Genomic DNA, 13,749 nt, shown 5'->3' on the forward strand with positions numbered 1-13,749 from the left:
AAATTCCCCCTTTAGGGGGTTAGGGGTCAAATGAAAATACCTGAACATATAGCAAACGCCAACGGCAAAACACTTTTTTCTTTTGAACTGATCCCGCCTTTAAAGGGGCAGAGCATCCAGGGCATTTATAATGCTATCGATCCATTGATGGAATTTAAACCTCCGTTTATTGATGTTACTACCCTGCGCGAGGATTTTATTTATAAGCAGCATCCAAGCGGTCTGCTCGAGAAACTCTCTTACCGCAAGCGTCCGGGCACTATTGCTATTTGCGCGGCTATTATGAACAGGTATAAGGTCGATACCGTGCCTCACCTGCTTTGCGGCGGCTTTACTAAAGACGAAACCGAGAATGCCCTTATCGAGCTGGAGTTTTTAGGTATCGAAAACGTACTCGTTTTACGCGGTGATGCCCGTCTCGGTGATTCATCATTTGTACCTACGCCTAACGGCCATTGCTATGCTACTGATTTGCTGCAGCAGGTGGTTAACCTCAACAACGGTATTTACCTGCATGAGGACCATGGCAATACTGCCAAAACAAACTTTTGTATTGGCGTGGCCGGCTACCCTGAAAAGCATTTTGAGGCCCCTAACCTTAAAACCGATTTCAAATACCTTAAACAAAAGGTAGAGATGGGCGCGCAGTTCATTGTAACCCAAATGTTTTTTGATATCGACAGATACAAGGAGTTTGTAAACGGCTGCCGGGCCAATGGCATCAATGTGCCTATTATCCCCGGCCTGAAGCCGATCACATCATCAAAACAATTAGTTACGCTGTCAAAAACCTTCCATATCGATATTCCGGAAGATCTGAGCGATGCTATCCATGCCTGCGCCACCGAAAAGGACGTGAAAGAAGTAGGCATTGAATGGATGATTAACCAGTGTAAAGAACTGATTGCTTTTGGCGCACCGGTACTGCATTTTTATACCATGAGTAATGCCGGGCCAACCAAAAGGATTGCTGAGGCTATATTTTAGGGGGCACAAACTCACAACGTCATGCCGAACTTGTTTCGGCACCTCACAGGACAGGTAGCTCAATTTGCTTAGCATGGTTGCTTAGCAAGTGGGATGTTGAAACAAGTTCAACATGACCTTTATCTTATTCCCGTCATTGCTTCGTACCTCGCAATGACGGGAATAATTGACCACCAGATATTTATAGTAACACCTATTACTAAAATAAAACACTATTTTTATTTTAGTAATAAACCTGCCTATGGATACCTTTAGTCACATCAAGGCTGTTATCAGCATTACTTTGGGGCTTAGCATTACCCATCTGCTTAAAGGCGCGGCCAAACAAATTCAGCATCCCGGCCGGGATAAACCTTATTGGGTACATAACCTGTGGACACTTTACATGTTTATTTTACTGCTGCATTTTTGGTGGTGGGAGATCAGCCTGCACGAAATTAAGCACTGGCTTTTTGCCGAATACTTTTTTATCATCATCTACATTGTAACCTATTACAGCGTTTGTGCCCTGCTCTATCCCGACGATTTGAAGGACTATCAGGGTTATAAAGACTACTTTTACTCGCGCCGTAAATGGATCTTCGGTATTTTGGGAACGAGCTATCTGCTGGATATTATTGATACCGAAATAAAGGGCCCAAGCTATGTACATCACTACAACATCGAGTACCCTATCCGTAATATCAGCCATTTCATATTATGCATGATAGCCATTAAGGTGGAGAACCCTAAGTTTCATGCGGCTTTGGTGATCATCTTTATCCTGTACGAGGCTTCGTACATACTGAGGTTATTTTAACGGTTAAATGAGAGGGTGCCGACATGCAACGACACCCTCTTCCCCGTCCACATGCAGGTTACTTGCAAAAGATAACCTGGTTCGTTTTTGCCCAGTCATTACTTTCGCCTGTGGTTAATTTGCGATAGGTTGTCAGGGTTAGGCTATATGCGCATGAGGGCCATGCGCTAAAAGGAGGAGTTAAAACAAATGGGGCCGGTGCAGCCAGGTTAAACTTCTTAGCGTCGCCACGCGGCGTTGTTCCGCTCGGCAAGCCGCTTACAGTACCTGTAGCGTTCGACCAAACGCCCAACGACCAGCTGGCAATCAGCTCATGATCTACCGTGTAATCAGCATGTGCCACGCCGCTTACTGGGGTGCAGCCGCTGCCGCCGCCGGCAAAAAGCTCTTCCAGTTTCAGCAGGTTCACTTCATTCCAGTTGTTCACATATATTTTGCCGATAAGCAATTGTGTATTAAGGTTTGGCGAGCCCGGATTAGCCGGATCGTCGGTAGTTTGAAATTGGATATATAACATCCTGCCATTTTTCTGATCCGCTACCGGTACAGCTAAACCAGGGGTAAGCCCAGTGCTGGCATCACCTCCACCTATAATGGTAGCGGTATTTAAATAAAACAGGGAGCCATAAAAGCCGTTATCAAGCGCAGGCTGATCAACCCGAACCCAGCCATTGGCATCAGGGTGCAGCACATGATCGGGGATCGGATTTGGATAATTATCGGCCGGAACACTATCGGGTACCGAAGCAAGTTGATTAATGTCGATCACTACATCCTGAAAAGCAGTTGTGCCGTTCCAGGTAATTTGCCGGGTGGCAACCTTTAAGGCGGTGGTTTCCATCTGGGCTGTTGTTACCGGACTAAAGTTTACATTATCAGTCGAGAATAAAAAGCGGTAATAAAGCGGACTGGCAGGCGCTGTTGGCACCTTCTTGGTGGCATAGCCCCCCAGCTTCACCGAACCGAAGAAACCATAACCGGCGCCACCCGCTCCAAATTTACTCATGAGGGTTTTACCGCTGCCATCAATATCAGATGTAATGCTGAAATTTCCTACCGAAGTAAACCATGGCGTATCGCTGGTAATGATGCCGCCGCCTTTAATGCAAAGCTTTACACAGAAACAGTTATTGGCGTTGTGCCTGTCGTTTTGGCGGCCGCGGGTACGGTCTTCGGCAAGCAATACTGTGCCTGATGAGCTTTCAACCCTGAAATAATAATCAGGACCGGCGGGCCATTCCACATTAAGCCATGGTAATAAGGTTTTCCTGAAATTGTCGCCAGGGTATACGATAGTAAATTTACCGTTGTTTTCGGTATACGCGTTGCCCAAATAGTCGTCTTGCAGCAGGTCGACATCATAGGCAAAAACCTTAACGCCGGGGATTGGCTTTTGAGTTTCACAATCGTTTACATAACCGCAAACCACCCAGATATCCAACAGGGTAAGGATGCGGCAAAACCATTTGGAATCTATTTTATAATCAAATCGTGCATATTGGGCATTTTCCTGGCTGCTTTTATATAATGGTTGCAGTGTGGTAATATGAAACTGCAATGCCGGATCTTTTTTAGGCACAGGAATTTTGAATGGCACGTTGCCGCAATACCAGTCCACATCAATACTGCCGCCTTCATAGCCGGATTTGCCGCCGTCAATTTCGATAGTGAAATCACCATTTTCCTGCACATCGGCCTGGGTAATGAACAGCCGTTCCTTTGCTTTCAGCTCTTCATCATTTACCTGGTGAAAAGTTTGTTTGGGATCGGCCACAGCAAGCCGGGTTTCGTTTTGCTGATCGGAAGGGCGATAAACTTTTACCGATGTGCCCGCAACAGGCAGTTCGCAGTCCGAACATAATAAACCGCGAAGGTTCCCTTTAATAATGTAGTTCATAAGTTTTTGATTAGTATTTGTACCGGCCTACTCTTTAAACTGGATTTTCAGCTTACTCCACCGCAAGCAGGCTGACGTACAGCTCATTTGCTGTGTCAAAGTTTGGGCAAAACCGGCGCGCAATCAACGTTGCCACTACGCTATTACAGCCTGTAGTGGTACGCGATATAAAAACGTATCATCAACATGAACCAAACGTAGAACTACGCGCTAAGAGAAAACACGTATATAAAAAAAGCGCCTTTCCGGGCTGGAAAGACGCAGGCTCATAAACTTCGGTTTGTTATTGGTTCAGTAAAGGACTGGGTGATCTTGTTTCATGTTTAATTAACACCTCTTAACATTTAGCAAAACCGGCAATCGTAATATTAATACTACCTGAAGCAATTTAATAAATAATATTTATAATTTAATATAAAACTTCACCATTTAAAACATGATATTTTATACAGAAAAGTCACAAAGAGGAGCCTGTTTACCGCCACGTAAGATTACAGTTTCTGATACGTAAAAATACGTATTATACGAGGGTAATAAAACGCAAGTAATTCGCAATTAATTAATAATCAACGATATAAAATCATACCAAAATCCAATTACAGCTTATATGACCGGGGTTCTCATTGAAAGGGATGCTTATTAGTATTAGTTTTATACAAAACTAAATCCCTACACGCTATTATTTTTTATGGAAACACAAGAAAAAAGACCATCATCACCCATCACCGGCCACGAAGGCGCACCAATTGAACTTGATTTAGCCGCACAATGGACAGAAAATCACCGGCACCGCAATCCTAAAGATAACATATCACAATTTTTCGGTCGCGAAATATTAAATACCATACTTAACCAACCTGATTGCATGGGCATCCGTATTTATTATGCTAATGATCAAAGGCTTAATGGCTGGCAAAAGTTTTGGATAGCGATAAGTAATTTTCTATTATCTGTAATAGCCAACGTTGGTGGGCAGCAGCATTTTATTATAACCGGGGTTCTTGAAACAGGTGAAGATCAACTACCTGAAGAAATTGCTCCAAAAGCAAAAGCTCCAGAAAGCGTTCAAACCTTTGCGTTGATGTCTGCTACTACTTCTAATATACTTGGGGAGCAATCGATGCCATGCCCCGGCTCATCTGGATGTCCGCAAAACAGACTCACAGGCCAAACAGTATAATCAAATATTACAAAATGTCTATCAATTATACGCGGCAGTTAGAAATCCTCTCGGTTATATCGGGTATTTTCCCTATTGCCGCGGCGTTACTGAAATTCAGGAACCTTAACAATTTATTGAAGATAATTTTTGCACTATTCGCATTCTCGTTTGTGGTCGACGTAACATTATGGGTTGCTCAAGAAATTGGAACAAAAAATGATATGTATATAATCCATATATACATTATAATAAGCCTGATCTTTTATGCTATTATATATAGCAAGCTGTTTGAAAAAATTATTTTAAAGAATATGACAATTATACTGGCATGTATAGTTGCAATTATAATGATTGTTTATAATCACAATTTAGATCAATATCCGTCTGTTTCAAACACCTCCCTTGGTGTCCTTCTTATAATCTTGTCCCTTTGCTATTTCTACCAATTACTTAACCCTCAAGAATTTATACACATTGAAAAACTGGGGTTATTTTGGATAAACACAGGAATATTGTTTTATTCAGCGGTTAATATTTTTCTATTTATGCTCCTGGATCGTATTCCAAAAGCCGAACAACATAACTATTACATGATCCATAGCGTGACGAATATTATAGCCAATATATTATATTCGATAGGTTTACTCTGCAAACCACAGAAAATATCATAAATTTAGGTTTGCATATATAATAATCATGTATAACAGCCCTATTTTACAAGTATCCGAAAATGGCCTTATCCCTGTTCTTATCATCGGGACACTTGTGGTTGTTGTATTGATTATTTTTTTATTCTTCTTCGTGATTGTATATCAGCGGAGAATGTTAAAAAACCAGGCAGAATTACGCGCCATGCATGATGCACGGCAAACCGACCTGATGAACGCTGTTTTTGAAACCCAGGAAAGCGAGCGCAGGCGCCTGGCCGAAGATTTGCACGACAGTGTTGGCCAGGTACTTTCGGCAATAAAGCTTAACCTGCACCGCCTGGATAAAAATTGTGTGAACGAAGTAAGCCAGCCACTATTAATTGATACCCGCAAGCTGGCCGATGAATGCATCCAGGAGATCAGGAATATTATTCAAAACGTTTTACCCCCTATACTTACCGATTATGGCTTGCTGGTTGCTGTTGAAGCGCTATGCACCAAGGTTGAAACCAATACCCATATCAAAGTTAAGTTCACTAAAAACTTCGCCGATAAGCGCTTCCCTAATGAAATTGAACTGGCCATGTACCGCATAGCCCAGGAACTTTTCGGCAATGCCATAAAACACTCAGAAGCCACCATCATTAACCTCAACATGGCCTTAGATTCCGGCTACCTTGTTATGGAATTTAAAGATAACGGCAAGGGTTTTAATATGGGCGATGTTAAGCAGGGCTTCGGCCTTAAAAATTTACAAAGCCGCGTGCAACTCATTAACGGTGAAATAAATACATATAGCAAACCGCTTAGCGGGGCTATTACAATCATTAAATTAAAAGTAGCATAGTTAAAATCAATAGCCTATATTTATTGATCATTTGAATCTTGAAAACAACCAATGGGCCCAATTAAATTAGGTATAGTAGACGACCATAAAATTTTCAGAAATGGTTTAAAAGCTACCCTTGAAGACTGCGGGGATTTTGAACTCGTGCTCGAAGCATCAAACGGCAAAGAGCTGATAGGCTTGTTAACCGACAAAACCCCCGATGTTATATTGATGGACATTAAAATGCCCGAGATGGATGGCATCCAAACCGCTACTCATGTCCATCAGCATTTTAAGGATATCAAGATCCTGGCGCTATCCATGTTTAACGAAGATAAATATATTGTGGATATGATGAAGGCCGGCGCATCGGGCTACCTGCTTAAAAATGCCGAACCGGAAGAGATCATCGAGGCTGTATCAACCGTTTACAACAAGGGCTTTTATTTTAACGAGCATCTTTCTATAACCCTTATCAAACAGTTGGTAGGCAATGACCAGGCCGATAATATCCCCAATAACAAAACCGACCTTAATGAGCGCGAAATTGAAGTGCTTAAACTGGTTTGCCAGGAATGCTCTAACCAGGAGATAGCAGATAAAATTTTCCTGAGTGTGCGCACTGTTGAAGGTTACCGTGCAAGGCTGTTTGAAAAAACCGGGTCGAAAAACTTAGTGGGATTAGTTATCTACGCCATAAAGCGCGGCATCATTAACGTCACGTAACCATTAGTACGAAGCTATAGAAAAGGAAACTTTCCGACTTTCAGACTTCCGACATTGGACTTAATAATAATTACGCCGATAACTTTTTATCACCTGCCAAGTTGCGCATAAACCTTTTGCGGTAGTTAAGCGGGCTCAGGTTCATTTTGGCTTTAAACATTTTGTAAAAGTGGGATACATCGCCAAAGCCGCTCTCATAGGAGATCTCTGAAATAGGCTTATCTGTTTGCACCAGCTGCTGTATGGCATAATTAAGGCGATACTCAATTATAGTTTCCATGAACGTTTTGCGGGTAACTTTTTTAAAGTATTTGCAAAAAGCATTCGGAGTCATATTGGCGATACCGGCCGCTTTATCTAACGATACGTGTTTTCTGAAATTTTCAACCAAATATGCAAACACAGGGTTAATCCGTTCGCGCTCGGTATTTGAGCGCTCCCCTATAATCCGGTGCTGATCGAGCAGCACGTACTCTTCTGATGAAGCCATACGGTGCAGGATCTCCAGCAAACCTATCAGCATCCTGAAATTGCTTTTCTCTTCAACCAGGCTAAGCAGCAGTTTGTTAACTTCGGCGCGTGTTTCGCCATAAAATGATACCCCGCACCCGCTTTGCTGAAAAAGCTTTTTAATGAGCTGAAGCTCAAATTTGTTAAAAAATTCCTCGCCCAAAAAAGCATCATTAAACTGGATCACCACGGCGCTTGCCTCGCGGAGCACTGTTTCATTGGGCTCAAGTTTCCAGCAATGCGGCAGGTTAGAACCAAGCAACACCAGGTCGCCGGACGCAAAATCTTCCATGTGGCTGCCAACATAGCGTTTGCCGGTGCCGCTGATAATACATGTTAATTCATATTCTTCGTGAAAATGATAGGGGGCATCAAATGCCAGCTTATCAAATTTCCGCACAAGAAATGACTGTGTATTTGTAGGCTGAAGAACTTCGTACGACGCTTTTATCATTGCATATTTTAACGTAAATAAAATTCTAATTCAAATTACGGATAAAATCATCCATAAATGTACCATTCGTTTCATTTTTTTTCAACTAAAGATAAGTTTACTTTGAAATATAAACCTAAAAACTATGAATACACAGATCGCTCATTTACCGTCACTTGATAATTTTATAAAACTATCCAATCACAATATTAAGGAATTTCGCGAAAAAGGCCATACCCTTGTACACGAAGTGCTTACAAAAGATGAAATTGCTGCCTATCGTCCCGTAATTGTTGGCGCTGCCGACAGGTATAACACCGAAAAGCGTAAACTGGACGAACGGGACACTTACGGGAAAGCCTTTTTACAGATCATGAACCTTTGGCGGGTTGATGAGGATGTTAAAACATTTGTAATGGCCAAACGCCTGGCCAAAATTGCTGCCGACCTGATGGGTGTTGAAAACGTACGTATTTATCATGACCAGGCCCTGTTTAAAGAACCGGGCGGCGGCCCAACCCCATGGCACCAGGACCAGTACTACTGGCCTATCGATACCAACAACACAGTAACCCTTTGGATGCCGCTGGTTGATATTGATGTAAACATGGGCATGCTCACCTTTGCCTCGGGCTCATACGTTAACGGCGCTGTGTTTAACCATGAAATTTCTGACGAATCGGAATCGGCGTTTGACGATTATGTGAAGGAGAAAGGATTTGAAATAACCCGTGCCCAAACCATGAAGGCCGGTGATGCCACCTGGCACCGGGGTTTCACCATTCACAATGCCCCCGGCAACAACTCAGATAAAATGCGCGAGATCATGACCATAATTTATGTAGCCGACGGCGCCCGCGTCACCCCCTACAAAAACGAATGGCAAAAAAATGACCACCATAAATGGCTGATGAGTAAACCAATTGGCGGGTTAATAGATTCGGAGTTGAACCCGAAGGTGCTGTAACCCCCTCTAAATCTCCCCCAAAAGGGGAGACTTCAAAACAACCATTAAAAGCCCTCTCCTTTGGAGAGGGTTGGGTGAGGTTTACCCTGCCACCCACACTGCATCGATAAACCATTTTTTGGTATCGAAAAATTGCCCTACCGGCTGAAAGCCTGTGTTTATGGCTATCTGATCGGTTTGCATCAGCGTGAACTTTTGCGAGATCTCCATGTAGATGTATTCGTCCTTTTTGAAATTTATTTTTTCGTTCCCTATAGTAACCTGCTGATCCTGCAAACTGATGAGGTAGCTTTTGCAAGCCCCGGTTTCGGGATCGTAGGTTGGATAATGTTCAAACTTGCTTACATCAAAATCGGCATGCAGCTCGCGGTTAATGCGGCGAAGCAGGTTGAGGTTAAACTCGCGGGTAATACCATCTTTATCATTATAGGCTGCAAGGATCACCCTGGGGTCTTTCTTCAGGTCCATCCCAATCAATACCATATCCCCTTCCGACAGATGACTCCTCAACTCGCGGCAAAACTCAATAGCCCCATCAACAGGCATATTGCCAATATTGGAGCCTAAAAACAACACCACTTTACGCCTTGACGAAATAGCAGCCGCCTTTTCAAGCATTTCAAAATACTCGCCATTAAGCCCCGTTATCTTTAAGCCGGGCAGGGTTACGGGCAGGGTTATATTGAGGTATGATATTACATTATCTGATATATCTATCGGCAGATAGGTAAAATCGGCCTTTTTATCCAAAAGGTACTTAAGCAGGTACGAGGATTTTGTGGCATCGCCGGCGCCAAGCTCTATAAGGTCAAAAGCATCCCCGTCAGCTATCAGCGCGTCACAGATCTCAGCGGTTTTTTCTGAAAAGATCTCCAATTCACAGTTAGTCGGATAGTATTCAGGGCAGTTCATGAGCTCCTGGAACAGCTTATCGCCGTTTGCATCATAAAAATATTTTGAGTTAAGATGCTTTGGCTCTGATTGCAGCCCGGCAATAACATCGGCATAAAACTGCCTGTTTTCGGCGCTTATGGTACAATTAACGGCTGTTGATGTAAAGACCTGGTTCATAAGTGATGGTGGTGGTTTTTGTGTCAATTTACTTCGCAAGTCTTATGCCAGTAAACTGCCAGCGTAAATTTGTTTGAAAAAAATTGCGATAAGTTGCACGACTATGACCCGGAGGCGTAACTTCCGACGCGCCGCGCAGCACTTTCTGATTAACCATAAACTTGCCATTGTATTCGCCTATGGCACCCGGCGCTTTTGCAAAACCCGGGTATGGAAGGTAGGAGCTTTCAGTCCATTCCCAGCGACGGCCCCAGTTAAATTTCCCGGCGGCTGCTTCCCACTCAAATTCGGTAGGTAACCTTAAGCCCTTCCATGATGCATAGGCATAGGCTTCAAAATAGCTGATGTGTGTAGCCGGCTCTTTTAAATGCAGCGGTTCCAAACCATGATAGGTATAGTTATGCCATTCATTATCTACCAGGTGCCAATATAAAGGCGCTTCAACTTTATTGGTTTTTACCCAATCCCAGCCTTCGGCATGCCAGTGCCGAAAATCATGATACCCGCCGCTGTTAATAAACTCCAGGTATTCGGCATTGGTTACCAGTTTAGGGCTTATTTGATATGCATTGAGATATACTTTATGGCGGTTAAGCTCATTATCGAAACAAAAACCATCGCCGGTAAAGCCAAGTTCATAAATACCTTCATTCATACTAATAAAGGCATCATCCTCCCCTTCATCAATATGAGGGGCAGCATAATTTTTATTATAGGCCGGGAACAGCGGGTTATGGCCCAATATGAATTTAATATCGGTCATTAAAAGCTCCTGGTGCTGCTCTTCATGGTTAAAGCCGAGTATCATTAACTCCTTAACATCATCACTTACATCGCCACATAAAAAGCCTTCCATGGCTTCGTCAACATATTTGCGATAACCATAGATCTCGATAACCGTGGGGCGGCTCAGGTTACCCCTGTCCGTACGGATAACACGTGTGCCAACAGTTTCATAATAGCTGTTGAAAACGTAGTTGTAGTCGGGATTATATTCCTGGTAGCCCATAAAATAAGGCTTGAGGATAAATGTTTCAAAAAACCAGGTAACGTGCCCAATATGCCATTTAGGCGGACTAACGTCAACCACAGGCTGCACCACATAGTCTTCCGTTTGCAAATACGAGCAAATTTGTTCCGTACGCCGGCGCACCTCTTTGTAACGAGCTATTAAATCCATCGAAATTATTTACTATCCAAAAACTGCTTTAGGTTTGAAATTGTTTTTATACCCAATTGCTTTGCCTGCTGCTGCCTCATCATTAAAGCATACGCATTATTAAAGCCAATTGGTTTAAGCCATTTGATCTGATATTTACTTTCAAACTGGCGCTGTACGTAATTATATGTGCTATCCCTGTTTACTGTTACTTCGTTAACTATTTTTGGCGGGGCCTGTAAAATGGCCAGCAAGCCGGTACCCGTATATTCGGGGTAAAAATCTATCTGGTTATTGGTTAGCGCATCAAAGCAAATTTTGGTGCCGCCAAGGCCTGTTTTTGTTGATACATCATGATCTGTATAACCCTTTATCAGCATGCTGTACATATTGGCCAGGATATATTGCTCACCAAATATTTTTGAACCTATGCGCACAATACCCTCGCTCCCGCCCCGCTCCCGCCGCCACAATTTATTGGCAACCAGAAAATCCTTAGCAACCCTTTCGGGGCTTTGGTGAAGATAGTCGGTACGGTAATTTAAAACCGTCATGACTGAATCATTTATTTTACCCGCGAGCAGATTTAATGTCGGCTCAAGGTCAGGAAATTTTTGAAGCACATCATTACGCACTATAGGCGCGGCATAATACGGTGGGAAAATATGCTTATCGTCATCCAGTACAACTAAATCGTAAGCTTTTAAACGCCCGTCGGTTGAGTAGCCGCTGATCACGTCAAGCTGCTTTTCAAATGCAGCTTTATACATCACAGCATCACTAATCACAATGGTATGGATCTTTAAGCCATATTTGCTCCTGAGACCGAGATCACCATCCTGCCTGCCCATAAATTCGGGTGTAAAACCTGCGGTAAGTTTTCCTTTGGATTTTGCCGGGATAATGTAGAACAGGCAAAGCACTATCAGTAATACCGGAAATGCATAGATAACCCGTTTAAGTTTTTTAAAACTGATCTTTTGCACCATCGACAACAGCAGGTCAAAAATAACCGCCAACAGTGCGGATGGAATTGCCCCTGCCAGGATCATGTTGGTATTATTAAGCGAGATACCTCCGAAGATAAATTCCCCCAAACCCCCGGCTGCAATAAGCGAAGCCAGCGTAGCAACCCCAACGTTAATCACTGTAGCGGTACGGATGCCGGCAAATATCACGGGCATAGCGAGCGGCAATTCTACCTTAAACAAGATTTGCCACTTGCTCATCCCCATAGCAACAGCGGCTTCTTTAACCGCCGCGTCAACCCCTAAAATGCCCGTATAGGTGTTGCGGATAATGGGTAAAAGTGCATATAGCAATAACGCAACAATGGCTGGCTTAGGGCCGATACCCAAAAGAGGGATCATAAAACCAAGCAACGCTATGCTCGGAATGGTTTGCAGTACCCCTGCAATCCCTAAAACTATGCCTGACAACTGTTTTTTACGAACAATAAGAATGCCCAGCGGCAAACCAACCAATACAGCTATACACAACGAAATGAAGGTAAGCCCGATATGCTGCAGCGTTTGCTCCTGCAATTTGCCGGACTGCTGCTGCATAAACTGCCATAAAGTTTGCTGCTGCTCATTCATGGCCTTGGCGATTTTTATATTGATAAAAAGCCGTCATCAGCTGCTCAAAGCTTACCGTTTTAACCTGGTTTTGATCTTTGCTGATGTTGATGGTTTCCTCATCACTAAATTTAAAGCTCTCCAGGGCCTCCCACAGGTTGGTACCGGCGGTAAATGATGACGCGTTTGTTTCTTTATGCAGCTCGGGCAGCAAATCCCAAAGATCGGTTAGTTTGATGGCTTTGAATTCCAGTTGCAGACGTTGATGTTTCAGAAAATCTTTTACAAAATCGTTAACGGGGTTAAAAAGCAATTGAGCGGGAGCACCCGACTGGATAATTTTGCCTTGATCCATCAGGCAGATCCTGTCGCCCAGTTCAAAGGCTTCCTGAACATCGTGTGTTACCATGATGATGGTTTTGCGCTTAAGCTCGTCGAGGGCTTTGAACTCGGCATGAATTTTTGAACGGGTAACGTTATCCAGCGCGCCGAAAGGCTCGTCCATCAGCAGCACCGGCGGGTCTGACACCAATGCCCTTGCCAAACCTATGCGCTGTTGCTGGCCGCCGCTTAGTTCATTTGGGTAAACGTTCAAATACGAAGCATCAAGATGGAGTTTCTCTAATAGTTCAGTTGTGCGTTTCTCTGTTTTCTCCTTGTCCCATTTTAGCAGGTTAGGCACAACTGCAATGTTTTGGGCAACGGTATAATGCGGAAACAGGCCGTTGTTTTGCAATACATAGCCAATTCCACGGCGCAGGGTTTCAGGCTGCTGCTCTAAAATATTTTTACCATTTATGTAAATAGCCCCGCTTGTTGGTTCAATGAGCCTGTTGATCATCTTGAGGGTGGTGGTTTTACCGCATCCGCTGGTGCCCAACAAAATGAGGCTCTCCTGATCCTCCACCTCGAAAGACACCCCGTCAACCGCTTTAACTTCGCCAAAATGTTTGCTTAGCTTATCAACCTTGATCATGCGCGC

Annotated in this window: 12 protein-coding genes; 6 read left to right on the plus strand and 6 right to left on the minus strand. The window is 43.5% G+C overall.

The annotated features are described in order from the left end of the window. The first annotated feature begins 30 nt into the window (after positions 1 to 30). On the plus strand, positions 31 to 987 hold the full coding sequence (locus tag SNE26_RS22035) for a methylenetetrahydrofolate reductase (protein WP_321556035.1): 957 nt from the start codon (positions 31 to 33) through the stop codon (positions 985 to 987). Between the two features lie 241 nt (positions 988 to 1,228). Beyond that, positions 1,229 to 1,786, plus strand: coding sequence for a hypothetical protein (locus SNE26_RS22040; protein WP_321556036.1), 558 nt, complete (start codon positions 1,229 to 1,231; stop codon positions 1,784 to 1,786). 58 nt (positions 1,787 to 1,844) lie between these two features. Here the strand turns inward: SNE26_RS22040 and SNE26_RS22045 are convergent, their stop codons facing one another. Continuing rightward, positions 1,845 to 3,683: a hypothetical protein gene (locus SNE26_RS22045; protein ID WP_321556037.1), complete on the minus strand. Its 1,839-nt coding sequence runs from the start codon at positions 3,681 to 3,683 to the stop codon at positions 1,845 to 1,847. Between the two features lie 688 nt (positions 3,684 to 4,371). On the opposite strand from SNE26_RS22045, the gene SNE26_RS22050 reads away from it, so the two are divergent. From SNE26_RS22050 to SNE26_RS22060, 3 genes are all read left to right on the plus strand, one after another. Further along, positions 4,372 to 4,863, plus strand: a complete 492-nt coding sequence (locus SNE26_RS22050) for a hypothetical protein (RefSeq protein ID WP_321556038.1) — start codon at positions 4,372 to 4,374, stop codon at positions 4,861 to 4,863. A 678-nt stretch (positions 4,864 to 5,541) separates the two neighbouring features. Next, the gene (locus tag SNE26_RS22055; protein ID WP_321556039.1) at positions 5,542 to 6,342 is read left to right on the plus strand and encodes a sensor histidine kinase; all 801 of its coding nucleotides are present in this window, start codon (positions 5,542 to 5,544) and stop codon (positions 6,340 to 6,342) included. 51 nt (positions 6,343 to 6,393) lie between these two features. Further along, complete coding sequence (locus SNE26_RS22060; protein ID WP_321556040.1) at positions 6,394 to 7,050, plus strand: response regulator transcription factor; 657 nt, start codon at positions 6,394 to 6,396, stop codon at positions 7,048 to 7,050. Between the two features lie 70 nt (positions 7,051 to 7,120). On the opposite strand, the gene SNE26_RS22065 is transcribed toward SNE26_RS22060, so the two are convergent. After that, positions 7,121 to 8,014 carry an AraC family transcriptional regulator gene (locus tag SNE26_RS22065; RefSeq protein WP_321556041.1) on the minus strand — a complete coding sequence of 298 codons (894 nt, stop codon included), beginning with the start codon at positions 8,012 to 8,014 and terminating at the stop codon, positions 7,121 to 7,123. A 124-nt stretch (positions 8,015 to 8,138) separates the two neighbouring features. Here SNE26_RS22065 and SNE26_RS22070 point away from each other — a divergent pair, with 124 nt between their 5' ends. Continuing rightward, on the plus strand, positions 8,139 to 8,960 hold the full coding sequence (locus SNE26_RS22070) for a phytanoyl-CoA dioxygenase family protein (protein ID WP_321556042.1): 822 nt from the start codon (positions 8,139 to 8,141) through the stop codon (positions 8,958 to 8,960). 81 nt (positions 8,961 to 9,041) lie between these two features. Here the strand turns inward: SNE26_RS22070 and SNE26_RS22075 are convergent, their stop codons facing one another. The 4 genes from SNE26_RS22075 to SNE26_RS22090 are packed head-to-tail and all read right to left on the minus strand — an operon-like array spanning position 9,042 to position 13,743. Beyond that, the gene (locus SNE26_RS22075) at positions 9,042 to 10,031 is read right to left on the minus strand and encodes an L-histidine N(alpha)-methyltransferase (protein WP_321556043.1); all 990 of its coding nucleotides are present in this window, start codon (positions 10,029 to 10,031) and stop codon (positions 9,042 to 9,044) included. A 28-nt stretch (positions 10,032 to 10,059) separates the two neighbouring features. Continuing rightward, entirely contained in the window at positions 10,060 to 11,211 is a 1,152-nt protein-coding gene (egtB, locus tag SNE26_RS22080) for an ergothioneine biosynthesis protein EgtB (protein ID WP_321556044.1), read from the minus strand. A 5-nt stretch (positions 11,212 to 11,216) separates the two neighbouring features. Beyond that, a complete protein-coding gene (locus tag SNE26_RS22085; RefSeq protein ID WP_321556045.1) occupies positions 11,217 to 12,788 on the minus strand; it encodes an ABC transporter permease/substrate-binding protein in 1,572 nt (523 codons plus the stop codon). Next, positions 12,781 to 13,743, minus strand: coding sequence for an ABC transporter ATP-binding protein (locus tag SNE26_RS22090; RefSeq protein ID WP_321556046.1), 963 nt, complete (start codon positions 13,741 to 13,743; stop codon positions 12,781 to 12,783). The genes SNE26_RS22085 and SNE26_RS22090 overlap by 8 nt, the downstream gene beginning before the upstream one ends. Positions 13,744 to 13,749 lie beyond the last annotated feature (6 nt).

Origin of the sequence: Mucilaginibacter sp. cycad4, assembly GCF_034263275.1 — a bacterium.
Classification (GTDB): Bacteria; Bacteroidota; Bacteroidia; order Sphingobacteriales; family Sphingobacteriaceae; genus Mucilaginibacter.

Excerpts from the sequence above, each read along its gene's own strand:
- SNE26_RS22040 (WP_321556036.1), top strand. The coding sequence starts at position 1,229 with ATGGATACCTTTAGTCACATCAAGGCTGTTATCAGCATTACTTTGGGG.
- SNE26_RS22065 (WP_321556041.1), bottom strand. The coding sequence starts at position 8,014 with ATGATAAAAGCGTCGTACGAAGTTCTTCAGCCTACAAATACACAGTCA.
- SNE26_RS22060 (WP_321556040.1), top strand. The coding sequence starts at position 6,394 with ATGGGCCCAATTAAATTAGGTATAGTAGACGACCATAAAATTTTCAGA.
- SNE26_RS22045 (WP_321556037.1), bottom strand. The coding sequence starts at position 3,683 with ATGAACTACATTATTAAAGGGAACCTTCGCGGTTTATTATGTTCGGAC.
- SNE26_RS22055 (WP_321556039.1), top strand. The coding sequence starts at position 5,542 with ATGTATAACAGCCCTATTTTACAAGTATCCGAAAATGGCCTTATCCCT.
- SNE26_RS22090 (WP_321556046.1), bottom strand. The coding sequence starts at position 13,743 with ATGATCAAGGTTGATAAGCTAAGCAAACATTTTGGCGAAGTTAAAGCG.
- SNE26_RS22035 (WP_321556035.1), top strand. The coding sequence starts at position 31 with ATGAAAATACCTGAACATATAGCAAACGCCAACGGCAAAACACTTTTT.
- SNE26_RS22085 (WP_321556045.1), bottom strand. The coding sequence starts at position 12,788 with ATGAATGAGCAGCAGCAAACTTTATGGCAGTTTATGCAGCAGCAGTCC.
- egtB (WP_321556044.1), bottom strand. The coding sequence starts at position 11,211 with ATGGATTTAATAGCTCGTTACAAAGAGGTGCGCCGGCGTACGGAACAA.
- SNE26_RS22070 (WP_321556042.1), top strand. The coding sequence starts at position 8,139 with ATGAATACACAGATCGCTCATTTACCGTCACTTGATAATTTTATAAAA.
- SNE26_RS22075 (WP_321556043.1), bottom strand. The coding sequence starts at position 10,031 with ATGAACCAGGTCTTTACATCAACAGCCGTTAATTGTACCATAAGCGCC.
- SNE26_RS22050 (WP_321556038.1), top strand. The coding sequence starts at position 4,372 with ATGGAAACACAAGAAAAAAGACCATCATCACCCATCACCGGCCACGAA.